Raw genomic sequence first — 18,716 nt, forward strand, 5'->3', positions numbered from 1 at the left:
GCATGGCGTTGAGCTATTCCGTTCCCACGCCGCTGGAGTATTTCGCGTCGCTGGTCCAGGTGCCGCAGGGCGGCGCCATCGCGTTGCTGGAGTCGGCGGCCTGCATCGCGCAGGACGAATATCCGCGCCTGGATGTGCAGCAGTTCCTGGACGAGATGGACCGCCTGCAGGCGCGGCTGCAGCGGCGCATTGCGCAGGATGCCGAACCGCTGCTGCGGCTCAATCTGCTCAACCAGTTCTTCTTTGGCGAACTGGGCTTTGCGGGCAATCTCAACGACTACTATGCGCCGGGCAACAGCTATTTGCACGTCGTGCTGGAGAAGCGGCGCGGCATTCCCATCTCGCTGGCGGTGTTGTGGCTGGAGCTGGCGCAGGGCGTGGGCCTGCGTGCGCACGGGGTGGCCTTTCCCGGGCATTTCCTGGTCAAGGTGCTCATGCCCACGGGTCAGGTCGTGATGGACCCGATGACGGGGCTTTCCCTCTCGCGCGAAGCGCTGGGCGAGCGGCTGGAACCTTTTCGCCGCGGACACGGACCGCTGGAGGACGAAGCTCCGCTGGGCCTGTATCTGCAGGCCGCCACGGAGCGGGACATTCTTGCGCGCATGCTGCGCAATCTGAAGGAAATCCACCGCGCGCGCCAGGACTGGAGTCGCCTGGTGGCGGTGCAGGACCGGCTCATCGTGTTGCTGCCCGATGCCTGGAGCGAGTGGCGCGACCGCGGCCTGGCGTATGCGGAGAGCGGCGCATCCCTGCAAGCGCTGGAGAACCTGGAGACCTATCTGGCCCACGCTGCGGGTGCCGAAGATGCCCATGCGATCGCACAGCGCGTGAAAGAACTGCGCCGTTTCTGATCCAGGCCAAGCGTGCCATGTGACAAAAACATGGCAAAAGCGCACCATGTCATGTGCTGGACACGAAGAGTTGTCACCATCTTCTGCCTGCCGAGAAGGTACCAGTCATGCCGCATATATCCGAGATCAATTCCCACGAACTCATGGAACGCATCGCCGACGATCTGGCCGACGGCTATGACGAGGAGTTGGAGCTGGAGATCGAGGACCGCGCCTTCGATGAGCACGGACTGCAGGCGCCCGTGGACCGGCTGGCACGCCAGCAATATTTCCGGGAGCTGTTCCGCCTGCAGGGCGAGCTGGTCAAGCTGCAGGACTGGGTGCAGCACTCAAGGCAGAAGGTGGTGGTGATCTTCGAGGGGCGCGACGCCGCCGGCAAGGGCGGGGTGATCAAGCGCATTACCCAACGGTTGAACCCGCGCGTGGTGCGCGTGGCGGCGCTACCTGCGCCCAATGACCGCGAGCGCACGCAGTGGTACTTCCAGCGCTATGTGGCGCACCTGCCTGCGGCGGGCGAGATCGTGCTCTTTGACCGCAGCTGGTACAACCGCGCGGGCGTCGAGAAAGTGATGGGCTTTTGCACGGAGGAGGAGTACGAGGAGTTCTTCCGCAGCGTGCCGGAGTTCGAGAAGATGCTCGTGCGCTCAGGCATCCGGCTCATCAAGTACTGGTTCTCGATCTCCGACGAGGAGCAGCACCTGCGGTTCCTGGGGCGCATCCACGACCCGCTCAAGCAGTGGAAACTGAGCCCCATGGACCTGGAGAGCCGCGTGCGCTGGGAGGAATACACCAAGGCCAAGGAGGCGATGCTGGAGCGCACCCACATCCCCGAGGCCCCATGGTGGGTGGTGCAGGCCGTGGACAAGAAGAAAGCGCGCCTCAACTGTATCGCCCACTTGCTGGAGCAGCTGCCGTATGCCGATGTGCCGCATACCGAGGTGGTGCTGCCCGACCGCGTGCGCCACCCGGACTACCTGCGCCAGCCCACGCCCGGCAGCATGATCGTGCCCGAGCGGTACTGACGATTGGCGATTGGGCGGGTGGTCCAGTCCACGCCAAGGCAAGCGGAGGCCGGGGGAGCCGAGCGCCCTGGGGCGCTCGGACGTGCCTTTAAGCGGCCTTGACGGCCAATACCGGGCAATCGACGTTGAGCAAGATCTCCTGCGCCATGCTGCCCAGCAGCAGCTTGCCGACGGGCGAGCGTTTGCGCAGGCCGATCACCAGCACGGATACCTGCAGCGCCGCGACCATTTCCTCGATCTCCTCGATGGTGCTCTTGCCGCGCACGAACTGCTTGAACTCGGCCTCGATCGGCAGCGTGGCCAGGCGCTCCTCCACACGTTCGGCCTCGTAGCCGTTGACGATGCTGGGGTCTTCCTGGCGCCCGCCGGGGCCGGCGTTGACGACGACCAGGCGTTCATTGCGGCGGGTGGCGATTTCGATGCCCTTGTCCAGCGCGGCCCGGCCTTCGGGGCGTGGAACGTAGGCGACGAGAATGGTCATGCAAAGTCTCCCTTATAGCTGTGATGACGATGTGTCTGGCGCACTGCGCGCCAGCCGCCAGAATAGCCCAACATCGCAGGCGTTGGCGAGTGTCATCCCGGGTGCGGGGCGCGCGATGAGGGCCAGGCGCCGCGGCGGACGCGGGAAAAGGGTTTGGGGGTGAAAAAGCCTTGCAGCGCTTGCTGGACAAGCGCGAGCAGCTATGGTTTTTGCGACGCGACGGCTATACCAGCCGCGCGGCTTCCAGCTCTTTCTTCAGGTAGGCGTAGAACAGCGGTGCCGCCACCAGCCCCGCGGGGCCGAAGACGGCTTCGGCCACGAACATCACCGACAGCAGCTCCCACACGCCCATGTGGGTGCGCCGCCCCACGACCTTGGCGTTGATCACGTACTCGGCCTTATGGATCAGGATCAGGAAGGCCAGGCAGGCCACGGCCGCAACGGGCGATACCGACAGCCCCACCAGCGTGATGACCGCGTTGCACAGCAGGTTGCCCACGATGGGCACCAGGCCGGCCACGAAGGTCAGGGTGATCAAAGCGGGAGTGTAGGGCAGTTCCAAGTCCCACAGGGGCAGCACCAGCAACAGGAACAGGGCGGTGAGCAGCGTGTTGAAGGCGGCAATCCAGAACTGCGCCGCGACGATCTGGCGGAAGGCCTCTCCCATACGCGCGATGCGCAGCACCAGCTCTTGTGCCAAGGGGCCGCGTGAAGCGCCCACGCTGCGTACGGCGGCCAGTGCCCCGATCAGCAGGCCCACATAGGCATACAGCAGGCCCGTGAGCCAGGCGCGCCCCGCCATGGCCAGGGCGCCAGCCTTGGCGGCCAGATAGGCGGCGATGGTGCGCTGGATTTCGGCGGCGCCTTCGGGCAACTGGGCCGCGATGTCGGTGGGCAGCTTCAGCCGCAGTTCCAGCACGGTGCGGGCCAGGAAGTCCAGCAGTTCGCGGTATTGCTGGGGGGCGTCGACGATATAGGTGCGCGAATGCGACAGCGCCAGCGCCAGCAGCAGCAAGGGAGACAGCATGACCAGCGTGGCGGCTGCCGTCTGGCCGCGGGTTGCCATGCTGTTCGCCGTGCGCGACGGGAACCACCCCAGGCGTGGCGCCAGCCAACGCGTGAGCAGAAAACCCAGGCACACGCACAGCAGCCCGGGCAGCAGCCCGCGCAGCATCACCAGCAGCAGCGCGGCGCCCATCAGCACGTAGCTGGCGATCACCACGCCCCGCGTGGCGGGCGCGAATGGCGGCCTCAGGGCGGCAGGCGTGGCGGCGGAGCCTTGCGGCGGCTGACCCGAAGGCATCGTGCCAATCGCGCTGGATCAGCCCACGACGACGGCGGCGCCGTCGCCACGCTCGGCAATGGCGCCGATGGCGTACACCGCCTCGCCCAGCGCGCGCAGCGTGGCGGCCGTGGCATCGGCGGCCTCCGCCGGCACGACCACCACCATGCCGATGCCGTTGTTGAACGTGCGGTTCATCTCGATGTCGTCGATGCCGGCGGTCTTTTGCAGCCAGGCGAACAGCTCCGTCTGCGGCCAGCTGCAGGCCTTCAGGTGGGCGGCCGTGCCTTCGGGCAGTACCCGCGGAATGTTCTCCAGCAGACCACCACCGGTGATGTGGGCCAGGGCCTTGATCGGATGCTGTGCCAGCGCGGCCAGCACGTTCTTCACGTACAGGCGCGTGGGCTCCATGACGGCGGCCTTGAAGGGCTTGCCGTCCAGCGTGTCGGGCAGCGTGCCGGCGGCCGCGGCGCGCTCGATGCACTTGCGCACCAGCGAAAAACCGTTGGAATGCACGCCGCTGGAGGCCAGGCCCAGCACCACGTCGCCGGGTTTCACCGTCTGGCCGGTGAGGATCTTCGACTTCTCGACCGCGCCCACGGCAAAGCCGGCCAGGTCGTATTCACCGTCGGGGTACATGCCGGGCATCTCGGCCGTCTCGCCGCCGATCAGTGCGCAGCCGCTCAGCTCACAGCCACGGGCAATGCCCCCCACCACTGCGGCGGCGGTGTCCACGTCCAGCTTGCCGCAGGCGAAGTAGTCCAGGAAGAACAGAGGCTCGGCGCCCTGTACCAGCACGTCGTTGACGCTCATGGCCACCAGGTCGATGCCCACGGTGTCGTGCATGTTCCACTCGAACGCCAGCTTGAGCTTGGTGCCCACGCCGTCGGTGCCCGAGACCAGCACCGGCTCCTGGTAGCGCTTGGGCACCTCGAACAGCGCGCCAAAGCCGCCGATGCCCGCCATCACCCCCTCGCGCAGGGTCTTCTTGGCCAGCGGCTTGATGCGCTCGACCAGCGCGTCGCCTGCGTCGATGTCAACGCCGGCGTCTTTGTAGGAGATGGGAGTGGAGGGGGCAGAGGAACTCATGGGATGTGCGTCAGTGCTGAGGGCCGCGGTCGGCGGGCCGGAAAGCGGGGATTTTAAGGGTCCGCCCGGGCGGGCCGCGAATGCCCCCGCGCGGCGGGCTGCGCCGCACGCGGCCCGGGCTCGGGTCGTCTGGCCCATCGACGCACTAAAATCGCGGGTTGCACGCCCTGCGTGCCACCCGCTTTCCGGGTGCCTCCGTGGTTTCGCGGCGGTGAACCGCGGCGCGTCCCCTACCTTGCCTCCCATGCCATCCACTCCATCCCGTTACGGCCCGGCCACGCTCCGCATTGCGCGCGGAGGCCGGGGCGCGCCGCATTTGCGCGGGTGGCGCTCGCCATGAAGCAGCTGGCCCTGGACATTGGCCTGGTGACCGGCCCCACGCTCGACAACTTCCATGCCGGCCCCAACGCGCAGGCACTGCAGCACCTGCGGCTGGCGGTGGCCGGTGGCGCCGCGCCGCGCTCGCCCGTGCCCACCTACCTGTGGGGCGAAACGGGCACCGGCAAGTCGCACCTGCTGCGGGCCACGTACGAGGCGCTGCGCGGGCAGGGCGCCAGCGTGGGCTGGCTCGACGCCTCCGTGGGGCTGCCCTCGGCCTTCGACGAGCGCTGGAGCGCGGTGCTGCTCGACGAGGTGCACCTGTACACCACGGCGCAGCAGGCGGCGGCTTTCAACTGGTTCGTCAACGCCATCAACCCCACCGAAGGAGCGCCCCGCTGGGTACTGGCCGCGGGCGACCTGCCGCCGGCCGACCTGCCGCTGCGCGACGACCTGCGCACACGGCTGGGCTGGGGCCACGTGTTCCAGCTCCAGCTGCTGGACGAGCAGGAGCGCCGCGCCGTGCTGCGCCAGCAGGCCGATGCGCGCGGCATCTTCCTGGCCGATGAGGTCATGAACTACATGCTGGGCCGCTTTTCGCGCGACCTGGGCAGCCTCATGCAGCTGCTGGACCGGCTCGACAGCTTTGCGCTGCGCACGCAGCGCGCCGTCACCGTCCCGCTGCTCAAGACCATGCTGGAGACCGAGTAGCGCGCGGCCATCGGTGCAGGGCGCTTTCATCCACCCATTGCAATCAACGCATGACCTTTGACACGCAGGTACAACGCCGCCGACTGGCCCTGTTCGACCTGGACCACACCTTGCTGCCCCTGGATTCCGACTACGAGTGGGGCGAATTCACCATCCGCATCGGCTGGGCCGACCGCGAAGAGTTCGGCCGGCGCAACAAGGCGTTCTACGACGACTACGTCGCCGGGCGGCTGGACGTGCACGACTACGTGCGCTTCGCCACCGACGCCATTCGCCAGCGCGGCGCCGAGGCGGCGGCCCTGGCGCACGCGCAGTTCATGCGCGAGGTGATCCAGCCCGCGCTGCGCGAGGAAGCGCGCGCACTGGTACAGCGCCACCGCGACGCGGGCGACGAGGTGCTCATCATCACCGCCACCAACGAGTTCGTCACCCGCCCCATCGCTCTGGCGTTGGGCGTGGATCAGCTGGTCGCCGTGGAGCTGGAGCGCGGCGACGACGGCTGGATCACCGGTGGCATTCGCGGCGTGCCCTCCATGCGCGAGGGCAAGGTGCAGCGCATGGAGCAATGGCTGGCCGAGCGCGGCCTGCGCTGGACGGACGTGGACAGCACGTTCTACAGTGACTCCATGAACGATGTGCCGCTGCTGGAAAAGGTGGATCATCCCGTCGCCACCAACCCCGATCCACGCCTGCGCGCACTGGCTTCCCAGCGCGGCTGGCGCATTCTGGACCTGTTTCCCCCACACCCATGATCAAGACCTTCATCGACAAACTGCTGGGCAAGGGCGCCGCCGGCGCGGGCCGTGGCACACGCGGCCGCTTTGGCAAGCGTGCGGAAGTGCCCGCCGCGGTGCACGGCATCAACCCCGAACTGGTGGACCGCCGCGCCAGCGAAGTGGTGCGCACACTCAAGCAGGCGGGCTACGAGGCCTACATCGTCGGCGGCGCGGTGCGCGACCTGCTGCTGGGCCTCAAGCCCAAGGACTTCGACGTGGCCACCAACGCCACGCCCGAGCAGGTCAAGAGCCTGTTCCGGCGTGCTTTCATCATCGGCAAGCGCTTTCGCATCGTGCACGTGGTGCACGGCCGCGGGCGCGAGCATGAGGTGATCGAGGTCTCCACTTTCCGCGCATACATGGACAACGCGGCAGCCGAGCAGGTGGGGGGCAACGAAAAGACCAGCAAGGCCCAGCTGGCCGGCATGCACCATGCCGTGGACGCCAGCGGCCGCGTGCTGCGCGACAACGTCTGGGGCCCGCAGGACGAGGACGCCACGCGGCGCGACTTCACCGTCAACGCCATGTACTACGACCCAGAGACCGAGGTCGTGGTGGACTTCCACAAGGGCATCGAGGACGCCAAGAAACGCGTGCTGCGCATGATCGGCGACCCGGCCACGCGCTACCGCGAGGACCCCGTGCGCATCATCCGCGCCGTGCGCTTTGCGGCCAAGCTCAGCCCGCTGGGCTTTGCCCTGGAGCCCAAGACCGCCAAGCCCCTGGTGGAGTGCGAGCCGCTGCTGCGGGAGGTGCCGCAAAGCCGCCTGTTCGACGAGATGCTGAAGCTGCTGCAGACCGGCCACGCGCTGGCCTCGATCGCGCAGCTCAAATCCCTGGGCCTGGCCACGGGCATCTACCCGCTGCTGGACGTGGTGGTGGACCGTTCCAGTCACCCGTTCGTGCAGGCCGCGCTGGCCGACACCGACCGCCGCGTGGGCGAGGGCAAACCCGTTGCGCCCAGCTTCCTGCTGGCCTGTGTGCTGTGGCAGGACGTGAAGGCCGGCTGGGAGCAGCGCCTGGGGCGCCAGCAGCCCTTCCCGGCGCTGCAGGATGCGATCGACGATGTGTTCGACAAGCGCATCGGCGATGTCTCCGGCCGCGGCAAGCTGGCGGCGGACATGCGCGAGATCTGGGTCATGCAGCCGCGCTTCGAGAAACGCTCGGGTAGCACGCCCTTCGGCATGGTGGCGCACCTGCGTTTTCGCGCGGGCTTCGACTTCCTGCGCCTGCGCGCGGACGTGGGCGAGGTGGAGGAGGCGCTGGCCGAGTGGTGGCAGGAGTTCTCGCTGGCCGACGATGCGCGCCGTGAGGACATGATCGAGCAGGCGCGCGAGGAGCAGCGCGCGCGCCAGCGCAAGGCCCAGCCCACGGTACGGCGCGTGCCCAAGGCCGCGCCAGTCGCCACGGACGACGCCGAGCCCCCGCGCAGGGCCAGCGATGCCGGTGATTCCCTGGCCGAGCCAGCGGCAGAGGACGCTGCTGCGCCCAAGAAGCGCCGCCGCCGTCGCCGCAAGCCCACGGGCAGCGGTGCATCCGAGGGTGGCGCGCCCGCGGGCGAGGTGTGACCTCGCCTTCCGTGGCGGCCAGCGCCTGGGTGGGCCTGGGCGCCAATCTGGGGGATGCGCGCGGCGCGCTGCGCGACGCGGTGCGGGCGATGGGCGCGTTGCCCGGCACCCAGGTGCGGCAGGTTTCGTCGCTGTACCGCAGCGCGCCGGTGGATGCCGGCGGGCCCGACTATCTCAATGCCGTGGCGCAGTTGCAGACCACCTTGGCGCCACTGGCGCTGCTGCATGCCCTGCAGGCCATCGAGCAGGCCGCGGGGCGCGAGCGCCCCTACCGCAACGCGCCACGCACGCTGGACCTGGATCTGCTGTTGTACGGGGAGGAGCGCCTGGACGGCGCCGAACTCACGCTGCCCCACCCGCGCATGGGCGAGCGGGCCTTCGTGCTCCTTCCTCTGGCGGAACTGGCGCCCGGCCTGGCCCAGACGTGTGGCACAGCCGCCCAGCGCGCCCTGGCCAGCGGCCAGCGCATCGAGCGCCTGGCCGAAGCCACCGAATGGCTGGGCGCAAACTCCTGAATTAATAGCTGCTTGCGCTGGTCGTGCGGACGTTTGAAGGTGAAACCACCTGCAAACCGCCGTATGGCAAGCGTGAGGCGCTCTTATTTTTGATGTAAGCACGCCGCCGGTTGCGAGGCGTCACCGCCGTGGCGGCGGGTGCGGCAGCGCAACAGGGGGCGCCGTTGGGGCGGCTTGGCCCCAGGCTGACGACGACACGCCCGGACAGTCGCGCCGTGCGCCGCCCGCGGCACTCCGGTGGCACCCGGAATGCCGCGTTCCGGTCAGTCCACCTTGGCGCCGGAGGCCTTCACCACCTGCTGGTACTTGGCGCGCTCGGCGGCCATGAAGGCGTCGAACTGCTCGGGCGTGGTGGCCACGGGCTCGGCCATCAGCGCGGAAAAGCGCGTCTTGGTTTCCGGTGCCTTGAGTGCCTCTGTGAAGGCCTTGTTGAGCTTGGCGATCACGGGTTTGGGCGTGCCGGCCGGTGCCACCAGACCCCACCAGGTGTCGATGGCGAAGCCCTTGAAGGTCTGCGACAGCGGGGGCACGCCGGGCAGCATGGGGCTGGCTTCCAGCGAGGTGACGGCCAGGGCCTTGAGCTTGCCCGACTTGATGTTGGGCGCGGCGGCGGCCAGGTTGTCGATGTTGAAGTCCACCTCGCCGGCCAACAGGGCCAGCTGCGCGGGGCTGGCGCCGCGGTAGGGGATGTGCAGCGCGAAGATGCCGGCCTTCTGCTTGAACATCTCGCCCGCCAGGTGGCCGGCGCTGCCGTTGCCGCCGCTGCCGTAGTTGAGCTTGGCGGGGTTGGCCTTGGCGTAGGCGATCAGGTCCTGCAGGGTGTTGATCTTGAGCTGCTCGGCCCGCGCGGCGTTGACCACCAGCACGTTGGGCACGCGCACCATCTGCGTGATGCCGGCGAAGTCCTTGGCCGCGTCATAGGGCATGCGGTTGTACAGCCAGGGGTTCACGGCGTGCGTGGCCGTGGCGGCGATGCCGATGGTGTGCCCGTCGGGCGCGGACTTGGCGATCAGATCGGCGCCGATGTTGCCGCCCGCACCCGCCTTGTTGTCGACCACCACCACGCCGAGCGTGTCGCGCACGCGCTCGGCCAGCGCGCGGGCCGTCACGTCCAGCGGGCCGCCAGGCGCGTAGGGCACGACCAGGCGGATCGGCGCGTCCTGCGCGTGGCTCAAGGGGGCTGCGAGTGCCGCGCCAATGGCAGCGGCCGAAAGAAGAAGGTGTCTGCGGTTCATAGGCCTCCATTGTGCAAAAAATGGAAGACGCTTCCGTGGCGCCGCAATGCTGCCCTGTCCTACGACAAGGCGCGGCGCATCTTTCTACGATGGGCCCGGGCCTTGCCTGCTCCCGCCCATGAAAGGACTGACATGCTGGACGCCCCCACCATCCTGGACGAATCACGCTACTCCCACTGCATCGCGGCCTGCAACGCATGCGCTGCCACCTGCGATTTCTGCGCCGCGGCGTGCCTGCGCGAGCCCGACCCGCGCCACATGGCCAAGTGCATCGCGCTGGACATGGACTGCGCCGACATCTGCCGCCTGGCCGCTGCCACCATGGCCCGCGAGAGTCCGCACGTGAACTATGTCTGCGAGCTGTGCGCGCGCATCTGCGAAAGCTGCGCACAGGAATGCATGAGCCACGCGGCGGACCATTGCCAGGACTGCGCGGAAGCCTGCAAGCGCTGCGCCAGCCTGTGCCGCGACATGATCGCTTGAGTGAAGTACGGTCCCTGAGCGGCGGCGCTTACCGCGGCCCTGTCGCCGCCTTCGGAGTGCCGTGCGGCGCGGATGGAGCACGGCGCCCGTGGTCTAGCAGATCCCGTTCGACGACACCTGCTGGCCGGGCACAACGCCCGTTGCGTGGCGCAGGGTTGTGCGCGGTGCGCCGCGGGGAAGCGCCCGTCAGCCGCCGTGCTTGTCGGCCTCGGACGTGAACGCGTCGGCGTAGAACTCGTCGGGCGGCAGGCCTCGCTCCGCGCTGTAGGCGGCGCGGGCCGAGTCCACCACGATGGGCGCGCCGCAGGCATAGACCTGGTAGCCCGAGAGGTCGGCAATGTCCTCCATGACCGCATGGTGCACGAAGCCCGTGCGGCCGGCCCATCCGTCCTCGGGCAGGGCGTCGGAGACCACGGGCACGTAGCGCAGGTTTGGCAGCGCGGCCAGGCGCTCGCGGATCCAGCCGTCCATGTACAGATCCGCCGGGCGGCGCCCGCCCCAGTAGAGCGTGGCCGGGCGCGTGATGCCCTTGTGCTGCATGTGTTCGATCAGCGCCTTGATGGGCGCGAAGCCCGTGCCTGAAGCCAGAAACACCATGGGCTTGTCGGAGTCCTCGCGCAGGAAGAAGCTGCCGAAAGGGCCCTCCACGCGCAGGATTTCCTTCTCCTTCATGGCGTTGAACACATGGTCGGTGAAGCGCCCGCCGGGCATGTGGCGGATGTGCAGCTCCACGCCTGGCGCGCCTTCCTGCGTGTGGGGTGCGTTGGCCATGGAGTACGCGCGGCGCGCGCCGTCACGCAGGATGAATTCGATGTACTGGCCCGCGTGGTAGCGGAAGGTGTCGGCCGCGGGCAGTTGCAGGCGCACCTGCATCACATCGTGCGATGCGCGCATGAGCGCCGCCACGCGCACCGGCAGCTTCTTGATGGGATAGGCGCTCTCGTCGGTCACCTGGCGCGATTCCAGCACCACGTCGGTCAGCGGCTGGGCACAGCAGGTGAGCACGAAGCCGGCTTCTTCCTCCTCGGTGCTCAGCGCCTTCTGTTGGTGATCGCCGTGCACCACCGAGCCGCTGAGCTTCTTGCACTTGCACGAGCCGCAGGCACCGTCCTTGCAACCGTAGGGCATGCCCACGCCGCCGCGGATGGCCGCGGACAGGATGGTTTCGCCAGCCTGCGCCTCGAAGGCACGGCCACTGGGCTGCACGGTGATCTGGAATGCGGTCTCTGCGCTGGTCATGACAGTGGGTATCCTTGGAGTTGTCTTCAAGCAAACCGACCGATTTTGCCCTCAATCCAAAACCCTCTCGGCGCCCTGCCGGCGCGCTTTCGCCGCCAGCGCGTGCTCATCATTGGCTGCGGCGACGTGGGGCTGCGCGTGGTGCGCAGCCTGAACGGACCCCAGGGCGGGAGTGGCCGCCCGCGCGTGCTTGCGCTCACGTCCTCGCCCACGCGCGTGCCGCAGTTGCGTGGGGCGGGCGTTACGCCGCTGCTGGGCAATCTGGACGATGCGGCCACGCTGGCGCGCCTGGCGGGCGTGGCCACGCGGGTGCTGCATCTGGCGCCGCCACCTGGCGAGCGCGAGGTTGGTCCGCGCTGGTGGCTGGACCCCCGTAGCACGGCGCTGGCGCGTGCGCTGCGCCGGCGCACGCTGCCGCAATCCCTGGTGTATGCCTCCACCAGTGGCGTGTATGGCGACTGCGCGGGGGCATGGGTGCCCGAGTCGCGGCCCGTGGCGCCCGCCACGCCGCGCGCGCAGCGCCGCGTGAATGCCGAGCGCGCCATGCGTCACCTGGGTCGTGCGGGCGTGCCCGTGAGCATTCTGCGCGTGCCCGGCATCTACGCCCCTGACCGTGAGGGCGGCACGCCCGAAGCGCGCCTGCGCCGCGGCACGCCCGTGCTGGCCGAGCCTGACGACGTCTATACCAACCACATTCATGCGGATGACCTGGCGCGGGCCTGCATGCTGGCGCTGTGGCGCGCTCGTGCGCAACGCATCTACAACGTGGCAGACGACAGCCAGCTCAAGATGGGAGACTACTTCGACTTCGCGGCCGACCTCTATGGCTTGCCGCGTCCGCCGCGCGTGCAGCGCAGTACCGCGCAGGAGCAGCTACCGCTGTCGCTGCTGAGTTTCATGGGCGAATCGCGGCGGTTGACCACTAAGCGCATGGCGCGCGAACTGCGCCTGCGCTTGCGCTACCCCACCGTGCGCGAAGGGCTGCAGGCACCGCACCCTTAGCGGGGGTAGGTGTTGCCCTGCTTGTCGTAGCAGCGAAACACGTTGCAGTGCGTGATTTCGCGCCGCGGCGGCGGCGCGGGCCGTGGTGGCACCACCACCACCGGCGGGGCGTAGTAGGGCGAGGGATAGACGGTGCGGCTGGAGCGCGCGCTCTCCGCGCGTGCATAGTCCGCCGGACTCAGGCAGGCGAGGTCAGCCTGGCGCTGCGCCGCATCCAGCCGCGCCTGCTCGTCGTACATGCCGCGGCCCATGGTGGAGAGCACCTCCTGCAGGTTGCGCCGTGCGCGCTGGCAGTCTACGGATTGCGATGGATCGGCCGGGGTGGCGCGAGGGCGCGCTGCGCGCGTCGCGGGCTCGGCGTCGCGCTGTTGCTGGCGCTCCCATTGTTGTCGCTCCTGCTTGCGCTCCAGGGCTTCGGCGGCTTGCTCGCGCTCCTGCTGGATTTCCTGGGGGGTCTTGCGGGCTTCGACTTCGCGTGCGGACTGGCCGCGGCCGCAGTCGCCATCGGTGTAAGTCACCTTGCCCGTGGCCGGGTCGGTGCAGCGCACCACCTGGGCCATTGACGGCAGGGGCAGACAGGTAACCAGCGTCAGCGCCAGCGCGGCACTGACGGTGCCAAGGGAGCCAGGCAGGGCTCGGGTCATGGGCGGCCTTCAGCGCCAGTCAGGGCGCGGGCTGGGGCGGTCGCCGGGCTGGGGCCGGAATGCCTGGTTGCGTCGCTCCCGCTCGGCTTCGCGCTCCGCGCGGCGGTCACGTTCGAACTGCAGTTGCCGTTCGCGTGCCACGTCGGGGTTGGGGTGGCGCAGCAGTTGGTCTTCCTTACGGCGCTGGTCCCAGTCGCGGCGGCGTTCGGCCTCCCAGCGTTCGGCGTCGCGGCGGCGTTCCGCTTCGCGCCGGTCGGCTTCACGGCGGTCCGCATCGCGGCGGCGGTCGGCTTCGCGACGACGGTCCGCCTCACGGCGTTCGCGCTCCTGGGCCTCGCGCCATTGGCGCTCACGCGCTTCCCGCCACTGGCGCTCGCGCCAGGCGTCTTCACGCCAGCCGGAAGGCGGCGGGGGGTAGTCGCGCCAGCCTAACGGCGGGGCGGTATAGATCACGCCGGGCTGCTCGTACACCGTCATGGACGATGGCGCGGGATAGTAGCCGCCCCCATCGTAGTAGGGGTCACCCGGCACAGCGGCGCAGCCGACAGCCAGCGAGGCGAGCACGCCGGCGGTGAGGATGCGCACAGAAGTCCAACGCGAAAGAGGCATGGAGAGGTCTCCCGGGTAAGCACGCCGGGCGGTCCGGGCCGGCGCTGTGGTGGTAAAGGCGGTGGTCTCGCTGCCACCTCTTGTGTGTCAGACGCGCGTCGGACCATTTTGGTTGACCCTACCGGACCGGCTTTGTCAGGCTTTGCCGCCTCTTCACCATTGTGACCGGGTGTTTCGCCGCCAGCGCAGGGCCTGGCGGCCGCGCGGCGCGCGATGATTCCGCCTGGCGCAAGAGCGCCTACGCTGCCTATCCGCGCTGTTGCGCTGCGGGCACGGAGCCGTCGGCGCGCAGGCGGAACAGGGCCACGGACTGCACCAGTTGCTCGGCCTGCAGCTTCAGGCTGTCGGCGGCGGCTGCGCTTTCCTCCACCAGTGCGGCGTTCTGCTGCGTGGCCTGGTCCATCTGCGCCACGGCATCGCTCACCTGGTGCACCCCGGCGCTTTGCTCCTGGCTGGCGGTGCTGATCTCGGCCACGATGCCGCTCACCCGCTGGATAGCCGTCACCACCTCCGTCATGGTGGCGCCGGCTTGGCCGACCAGTGCGGACCCCTGCTCCGCCCGCTCCACGCTGGTGTGGATCAGTTGCTTGATCTCCTTGGCCGCGGCGGCCGAGCGCTGGGCCAGCGCACGCACCTCGCCGGCCCCACGGCGAATCCGCGGCCCTGCTCGCCGGCGCGTGCGGCCTCCACCGCGGCGTTCAGCGCCAGGATGTTGCTCTGGAAGGCAATGCCGTCGATGACGCCGATGATGTCCGCGATGCGGTGGCTGCTTTCGTTGATGCCCTGCATGGTGGTGACGACCTGGGTCACCACTTCGCCGCCCTGGCTGGCGACCTGCGATGCGTTGCGGCCAGCTGGTTGGCCTGGCGCGCGTTGTCGGCGTTCTGGCGCACGGTGGAGCTCAGCTCCTCCATGGAGGCGGACGTTTCCTCCAGCGCGCCGGCCTGCTGCTCGGTGCGGGCCGACAGGTCGTTGTTGCCCTGGGCGATCTCGGTGCTGGCCAGTGCCACCTGGCGCGCGTTGACTCTTTCTTGTATTTTGTTTCAATAGGTAATTGCCCTGTAATGCTTGGGCATGTCAGGAAGGCCTGCCGTTGCACTCATGGCGCAAACGAAAAAGCCCCGCGGGTGGCGGGGCTGGTGAGGGTGGAGGCGGTGTGCGCTCAGTCCATGGTGAGCTTCTGCTTGTCCACCACGTTTTTGTAAGCCGTGTATTCGGCCTTGATTTCCTGGGCGAACTTCGCCGGCGTGTCGGCCACGATCAGCGAGCCCGTGTCCTCGATGCGCTTGCGCACCGCAGGGTCCTTCAGCACCTTGTGCACGGCGGCGTTGACCTTGTCCACGATGTCCTTGGGCAGGCCCTTGGGTCCGATGATGCCGTAATAGGCCATACGGTTCACGTTGGGCAGGCCCACTTCGGCCAGTGTGGGCACGTCGGGCAGCACGGCCAGGCGCTGCGGGGCAGCCACCACCAGGGCGGTCAGGCGCTTGTCCTTGATGAAGGGCAGGGCGGACGGCAGGTTGTCGAAGATCAGCGGGATCTGGCCGGCGACGGCGTCGTTCAGTGCCGGGCCCGAGCCGCGGTAGGGCACGTGCACCAGCTGGGTGCCGGTCTCCAGCATGAACATTTCCATCATCAGGTGGCCGATGCTGCCAGTGCCGGGCGAGCCGAACGAGTACTTGCCTGGAGTCTTCTTGACTTCGGCCAGGAAGCTCTTGTATTCCTTGCCGACGAACTGCGGGTTGGCCGCAATCACGTTGGGCGTGGCGGCGATGTTCACGACCGGGGTGAAGTCGGTGAACACGTTGTAGGGGATCTTGGGGTTGATGGCCGGGTTGGTGGCCGTGGTGGACACGGTGGCCACGCCCAGGTTGTAGCCGTCCGGCGTGGCGCGCGCGGTTTCGGCCGCACCGATGGCGCCGCCGCCGCCGCCCTTGTTCTCCACCACCACGGGCTGGCCCAGCTCGCGGCCCAGGGGCTCGGCCACCACGCGGGCGATCAGGTCGGTGGTGCCGCCCGCGGCGAAGGGCACCAGCAGGCGGATGGGCTTGTTGGGGTAGCCGGACTGGGCCTGGGCGGCCGTGCCGAGCAGGGCCAGCAGGCCCAGGGTGAGTGCGCTGCGACGAATCATGCTTTTATCTCCTGTTATCGATGTGGTGAAGCAATGGCGTGCCAGTGATGGCGGGAAGGAAGCACCGGCGGGGCCGGTGCGGGAAAAGGGTCAGATGGCACCCCCCGCTTTGAGCGCTGCGATGGCCGAAGCATCCAGGCCCAGCTCGCGCAGCACCTCGTCGGTGTGCTGGCCGAGCGCGGGTGGCGCGCGATGGTAGCTGACGGGCGTGCCCGACAGCCGCATGGGGTTGGCCACCGTGGCCACGTGGGCGATGCCGTCGCCGGCGTCGCGGGGCAGCTCCCTGCGGATGCCGCGCGCGCGCACCTGTGGGTCGTCGAAGGCCTGGGCGATGGTGTTGATGGGGCCGCAGGGTACGGCCTTGTCCTCCAGCAGGGCGATCCACTCGGCGGTGCTGCGGGTCTGCAGGACGGGCTCCATCAGCGCCAGCAGCGCAGCGCGGTGCTGCACGCGTGCGGTATTGGTGGCAAAGCGTGCGTCCTGTGCCCATTCGGGGTGGCCGCACGCCTGGCAAAAGCGCGCGAACTGTCCGTCGTTGCCGATCGCCAGCAGCACGTTGCCGTCGCGGCTGCGAAAGTCCTGGTAGGGCGCCAGGCTGGGGTGGATGTTGCCGGCGCGTCCGGGCGCCTGCCCGGTGGCCAAGTAGCCCGCCGCCTGGTTGGCCAGCACGGCCATGCCCACGTCGAGCAAAGCCATGTCGATGTGCTGCCCTTCGCCGGTGCCGTTGCGGGCGTTGTCGCGCGCGTTCAGCGCGGCCAGGATGGCGTTGCTGGCGTACAGGCCGGTGAACACGTCCACCACGGCCACGCCGACCTTTAGAGGCCCGCCGCCGGGCTGCCCGTCGGCATGGCCGGTGATGCTCATCAGGCCGCACATGGCCTGCACCATCAGGTCATAGCCGGCGCGTTCGGCATACGGCCCGTCCTGGCCGAAGCCGGTGATGGAGCAGTAGACCAGGCGCGGGTTCAGCGCCTTCAGGCTGGCGTAGTCCAGCCCGTATTGCGCGAGGCCCCCCACCTTGAAATTCTCGACCACCACGTCGGCCTCGGCGGCCATGCGGCGCAGCAGCGCCTGGCCCTCGGGATGGGCCATGTCCACGGTGATGCTGCGCTTGTTGCGGTTGCAGGCGGTGAAGTAGCTGGCCTCGCGCGTGTCGCGGCCAGCGTCGTCCTTCAGGAAGGGCGGGCCCCAGTGGCGCGTGTCGTCACCGGCCTGGGGGCGCTCGACCTTGACCACGTCGGCGCCCAGATCGGCCAGCATCTGGGTGCACCAGGGACCGGCAAGCACGCGCGAAAGATCCAGTACCTTGATACCGTCCAAGGCGCCGCGGGGGGTGGAAGCACTCATGAAATCGCTATTGAAAACGTAGCTGCTCGCGCTTGTTGTGCCACCAATTCAAGGATAAAAACCATTGAACTGATTGCAGGGTAAGCGCGAGAAGCTCCTATTTTGAGAGCGCGCGTGACAGGCCTTTGATGCGGCCCGCGCGCCGCGTTGGGTCAGTTGGCGAACGCGGCGATGCCCGTCTGCGCGCGGCCCAGGATGAGCGCGTGCACGTCGTGCGTGCCCTCGTAGGTGTTGACCACCTCCAGGTTCACCAGGTGGCGTGCCACGCCGAACTCGTCGCTGATGCCGTTGCCGCCCATCATGTCGCGCGCCAGGCGGGCGATGTCCAGGGCCTTGCCGCAGTTGTTGCGCTTGATCAGCGAGGTGATCTCCACCACGTTCTGGTGCTCGTCCTTCATGCGGCCCACGCGCAGCGCGGCCTGCAGGCCCAGCGTGATCTCGGTCTGCATGTCGGCCAGCTTTTTCTGCACGAGCTGGTTAGCGGCCAGCGGGCGGCCGAACTGCTTGCGGTCCAGCGTGTACTGGCGCGCGGTGTGCCAGCAGAACTCGGCCGCGCCCATGGCGCCCCAGGCGATGCCGAAGCGTGCGCTGTTCAGGCAGGTGAACGGGCCCTTCAACCCGCGCACTTCGGGGAAGGCGTTCTCCTCGGGCACGAACACATCGTCCATCACGATCTCGCCGGTGATGGAGGCGCGCAGGCCCACCTTGCCGTGGATGGCGGGGGCGGACAGGCCCTTCATGCCCTTGTCCAGGATGAAGCCGCGGATCTGGCCCACGGTGCCGGATGCCTCCACTTCCTTGGCCCAGACCACGAACACGTCGGCCACAGGGCTGTTGGTGATCCACATCTTGTTGCCCTTGAGGCGATAGCCGCCGTCCACCTTGTAGGCGCGCGTGGCCATGCTGCCGGGGTCGGAGCCGTGGTCGGGCTCGGTCAGGCCGAAGCAGCCGATGAACTCGCCGGAGGCCAGCTTGGGCAGGTACTTCTGCTTCTGCGCTTCGGAGCCGAACTCGTTGATCGGCACCATCACCAGCGACGACTGCACCGACGCCATGGAGCGGTAGCCCGAGTCCACGCGCTCGATCTCGCGCGCCACCAAGCCGTAGCTCACGTAGTTCAGGCCGGCGCCGCCGTATTCGGTGGGGATGGTGGGGCCCAGCAGGCCCAGCTCGCCCATCTCGCGGAAGATGGTCACGTCGGTCTTCTCGTGGCGGAACATGTCCAGCACGCGGGGCGCCAGCTTGTCCTGGCAGTAGGCGCGCGCGGCGTCACGGACGGCGCGCTCGTCCTCGGTGAGCTGCTGGTCGAGTTGGAAGGGGTCGTCCCATTGGAAGGCGTTGCGGGTCATGGTGTCTCCAGTGCTGGAATGCGGGGTGGGTCGTAGGACCCAAGCATGCACAAGGTGCATTGCT

At 68.6% G+C, this 18,716-nt stretch carries 18 protein-coding genes and 1 pseudogene; 8 read left to right on the forward strand and 11 right to left on the reverse strand.

Translation table 11 applies throughout. The features are described 5' to 3' along the window. Positions 1–2: 2 nt before the first annotated feature. Positions 3–851 carry a SirB1 family protein gene (locus tag AC1PPL_RS05405; RefSeq protein ID WP_312130994.1) on the forward strand — a complete coding sequence of 283 codons (849 nt, stop codon included), beginning with the start codon at positions 3–5 and terminating at the stop codon, positions 849–851. Between the two features lie 107 nt (positions 852–958). Then, positions 959–1,873 carry a polyphosphate kinase 2 gene (gene ppk2, locus AC1PPL_RS05410; protein ID WP_011806138.1) on the forward strand — a complete coding sequence of 305 codons (915 nt, stop codon included), beginning with the start codon at positions 959–961 and terminating at the stop codon, positions 1,871–1,873. 88 nt (positions 1,874–1,961) lie between these two features. Here the strand turns inward: ppk2 and AC1PPL_RS05415 are convergent, their stop codons facing one another. The 3 genes from AC1PPL_RS05415 to purM form a co-directional block, all read right to left on the reverse strand. After that, the gene (locus tag AC1PPL_RS05415) at positions 1,962–2,354 is read right to left on the reverse strand and encodes a universal stress protein (protein ID WP_011806137.1); all 393 of its coding nucleotides are present in this window, start codon (positions 2,352–2,354) and stop codon (positions 1,962–1,964) included. Positions 2,355–2,577: 223 nt separating this feature from the next. Beyond that, positions 2,578–3,657 carry an AI-2E family transporter gene (locus AC1PPL_RS05420; RefSeq protein WP_479972845.1) on the reverse strand — a complete coding sequence of 360 codons (1,080 nt, stop codon included), beginning with the start codon at positions 3,655–3,657 and terminating at the stop codon, positions 2,578–2,580. Positions 3,658–3,675: 18 nt separating this feature from the next. After that, positions 3,676–4,725 carry a phosphoribosylformylglycinamidine cyclo-ligase gene (gene purM, locus AC1PPL_RS05425; RefSeq protein ID WP_479972846.1) on the reverse strand — a complete coding sequence of 350 codons (1,050 nt, stop codon included), beginning with the start codon at positions 4,723–4,725 and terminating at the stop codon, positions 3,676–3,678. A 336-nt stretch (positions 4,726–5,061) separates the two neighbouring features. Here purM and hda point away from each other — a divergent pair, with 336 nt between their 5' ends. The 4 genes from hda to folK are packed head-to-tail and all read left to right on the forward strand — an operon-like array spanning position 5,062 to position 8,613. After that, entirely contained in the window at positions 5,062–5,754 is a 693-nt protein-coding gene (gene hda / locus AC1PPL_RS05430) for a DnaA regulatory inactivator Hda (RefSeq protein ID WP_479972847.1), read from the forward strand. Positions 5,755–5,804: 50 nt separating this feature from the next. Continuing rightward, positions 5,805–6,506, forward strand: a complete 702-nt coding sequence (locus AC1PPL_RS05435) for a histidinol-phosphatase (RefSeq protein WP_011806133.1) — start codon at positions 5,805–5,807, stop codon at positions 6,504–6,506. After that, the gene (pcnB, locus tag AC1PPL_RS05440; protein ID WP_479972848.1) at positions 6,503–8,098 is read left to right on the forward strand and encodes a polynucleotide adenylyltransferase PcnB; all 1,596 of its coding nucleotides are present in this window, start codon (positions 6,503–6,505) and stop codon (positions 8,096–8,098) included. The genes AC1PPL_RS05435 and pcnB overlap by 4 nt, the downstream gene beginning before the upstream one ends. Further along, on the forward strand, positions 8,095–8,613 hold the full coding sequence (folK, locus tag AC1PPL_RS05445) for a 2-amino-4-hydroxy-6-hydroxymethyldihydropteridine diphosphokinase (protein WP_123676002.1): 519 nt from the start codon (positions 8,095–8,097) through the stop codon (positions 8,611–8,613). The genes pcnB and folK overlap by 4 nt, the downstream gene beginning before the upstream one ends. A 263-nt stretch (positions 8,614–8,876) precedes the next feature. On the opposite strand, the gene AC1PPL_RS05450 is transcribed toward folK, so the two are convergent. Next, complete coding sequence (locus AC1PPL_RS05450) at positions 8,877–9,848, reverse strand: Bug family tripartite tricarboxylate transporter substrate binding protein (protein WP_103738817.1); 972 nt, start codon at positions 9,846–9,848, stop codon at positions 8,877–8,879. Positions 9,849–9,980: 132 nt separating this feature from the next. On the opposite strand from AC1PPL_RS05450, the gene AC1PPL_RS05455 reads away from it, so the two are divergent. Then, positions 9,981–10,331 carry a four-helix bundle copper-binding protein gene (locus AC1PPL_RS05455; protein WP_103738818.1) on the forward strand — a complete coding sequence of 117 codons (351 nt, stop codon included), beginning with the start codon at positions 9,981–9,983 and terminating at the stop codon, positions 10,329–10,331. Between the two features lie 186 nt (positions 10,332–10,517). Here AC1PPL_RS05455 and AC1PPL_RS05460 read toward each other — a convergent pair whose 3' ends face one another. Then, positions 10,518–11,570, reverse strand: coding sequence for a CDP-6-deoxy-delta-3,4-glucoseen reductase (locus tag AC1PPL_RS05460; RefSeq protein WP_479972849.1), 1,053 nt, complete (start codon positions 11,568–11,570; stop codon positions 10,518–10,520). Between the two features lie 45 nt (positions 11,571–11,615). On the opposite strand from AC1PPL_RS05460, the gene AC1PPL_RS05465 reads away from it, so the two are divergent. Beyond that, positions 11,616–12,572: an SDR family oxidoreductase gene (locus AC1PPL_RS05465; RefSeq protein WP_088886362.1), complete on the forward strand. Its 957-nt coding sequence runs from the start codon at positions 11,616–11,618 to the stop codon at positions 12,570–12,572. On the opposite strand, the gene AC1PPL_RS05470 is transcribed toward AC1PPL_RS05465, so the two are convergent. The 6 genes and pseudogenes from AC1PPL_RS05470 to AC1PPL_RS05495 form a co-directional block, all read right to left on the reverse strand. Beyond that, on the reverse strand, positions 12,569–13,216 hold the full coding sequence (locus tag AC1PPL_RS05470) for a DUF4124 domain-containing protein (protein ID WP_011806126.1): 648 nt from the start codon (positions 13,214–13,216) through the stop codon (positions 12,569–12,571). The genes AC1PPL_RS05465 and AC1PPL_RS05470 overlap by 4 nt on opposite strands. Positions 13,217–13,225: 9 nt before the next feature. Then, positions 13,226–13,825 carry a hypothetical protein gene (locus tag AC1PPL_RS05475; protein WP_479972850.1) on the reverse strand — a complete coding sequence of 200 codons (600 nt, stop codon included), beginning with the start codon at positions 13,823–13,825 and terminating at the stop codon, positions 13,226–13,228. Positions 13,826–14,072: 247 nt separating this feature from the next. Beyond that, positions 14,073–14,853 (reverse strand): annotated as a pseudogene (locus AC1PPL_RS05480) (methyl-accepting chemotaxis protein); the annotation flags it as partial. 134 nt (positions 14,854–14,987) lie between these two features. After that, entirely contained in the window at positions 14,988–15,956 is a 969-nt protein-coding gene (locus tag AC1PPL_RS05485; protein ID WP_015913802.1) for a tripartite tricarboxylate transporter substrate binding protein BugE, read from the reverse strand. A gap of 90 nt (positions 15,957–16,046) precedes the next feature. Then, a complete protein-coding gene (locus AC1PPL_RS05490; RefSeq protein WP_015913801.1) occupies positions 16,047–17,303 on the reverse strand; it encodes a CaiB/BaiF CoA transferase family protein in 1,257 nt (418 codons plus the stop codon). A 152-nt stretch (positions 17,304–17,455) separates the two neighbouring features. Beyond that, entirely contained in the window at positions 17,456–18,652 is a 1,197-nt protein-coding gene (locus tag AC1PPL_RS05495) for an acyl-CoA dehydrogenase (RefSeq protein ID WP_015913800.1), read from the reverse strand. Positions 18,653–18,716 lie beyond the last annotated feature (64 nt).

Source organism: Diaphorobacter sp. B2A2W2, assembly GCF_056730635.1.

Excerpts from the sequence above, each read along its gene's own strand:
- AC1PPL_RS05405 (WP_312130994.1), top strand. The coding sequence starts at position 3 with ATGGCGTTGAGCTATTCCGTTCCCACGCCGCTGGAGTATTTCGCGTCG.
- AC1PPL_RS05450 (WP_103738817.1), bottom strand. The coding sequence starts at position 9,848 with ATGAACCGCAGACACCTTCTTCTTTCGGCCGCTGCCATTGGCGCGGCA.
- AC1PPL_RS05420 (WP_479972845.1), bottom strand. The coding sequence starts at position 3,657 with ATGCCTTCGGGTCAGCCGCCGCAAGGCTCCGCCGCCACGCCTGCCGCC.
- AC1PPL_RS05490 (WP_015913801.1), bottom strand. The coding sequence starts at position 17,303 with ATGAGTGCTTCCACCCCCCGCGGCGCCTTGGACGGTATCAAGGTACTG.
- AC1PPL_RS05470 (WP_011806126.1), bottom strand. The coding sequence starts at position 13,216 with ATGACCCGAGCCCTGCCTGGCTCCCTTGGCACCGTCAGTGCCGCGCTG.
- AC1PPL_RS05435 (WP_011806133.1), top strand. The coding sequence starts at position 5,805 with ATGACCTTTGACACGCAGGTACAACGCCGCCGACTGGCCCTGTTCGAC.
- AC1PPL_RS05485 (WP_015913802.1), bottom strand. The coding sequence starts at position 15,956 with ATGATTCGTCGCAGCGCACTCACCCTGGGCCTGCTGGCCCTGCTCGGC.
- pcnB (WP_479972848.1), top strand. The coding sequence starts at position 6,503 with ATGATCAAGACCTTCATCGACAAACTGCTGGGCAAGGGCGCCGCCGGC.
- ppk2 (WP_011806138.1), top strand. The coding sequence starts at position 959 with ATGCCGCATATATCCGAGATCAATTCCCACGAACTCATGGAACGCATC.
- purM (WP_479972846.1), bottom strand. The coding sequence starts at position 4,725 with ATGAGTTCCTCTGCCCCCTCCACTCCCATCTCCTACAAAGACGCCGGC.
- AC1PPL_RS05415 (WP_011806137.1), bottom strand. The coding sequence starts at position 2,354 with ATGACCATTCTCGTCGCCTACGTTCCACGCCCCGAAGGCCGGGCCGCG.
- AC1PPL_RS05455 (WP_103738818.1), top strand. The coding sequence starts at position 9,981 with ATGCTGGACGCCCCCACCATCCTGGACGAATCACGCTACTCCCACTGC.
- AC1PPL_RS05475 (WP_479972850.1), bottom strand. The coding sequence starts at position 13,825 with ATGCCTCTTTCGCGTTGGACTTCTGTGCGCATCCTCACCGCCGGCGTG.
- AC1PPL_RS05460 (WP_479972849.1), bottom strand. The coding sequence starts at position 11,570 with ATGACCAGCGCAGAGACCGCATTCCAGATCACCGTGCAGCCCAGTGGC.
- hda (WP_479972847.1), top strand. The coding sequence starts at position 5,062 with ATGAAGCAGCTGGCCCTGGACATTGGCCTGGTGACCGGCCCCACGCTC.
- AC1PPL_RS05495 (WP_015913800.1), bottom strand. The coding sequence starts at position 18,652 with ATGACCCGCAACGCCTTCCAATGGGACGACCCCTTCCAACTCGACCAG.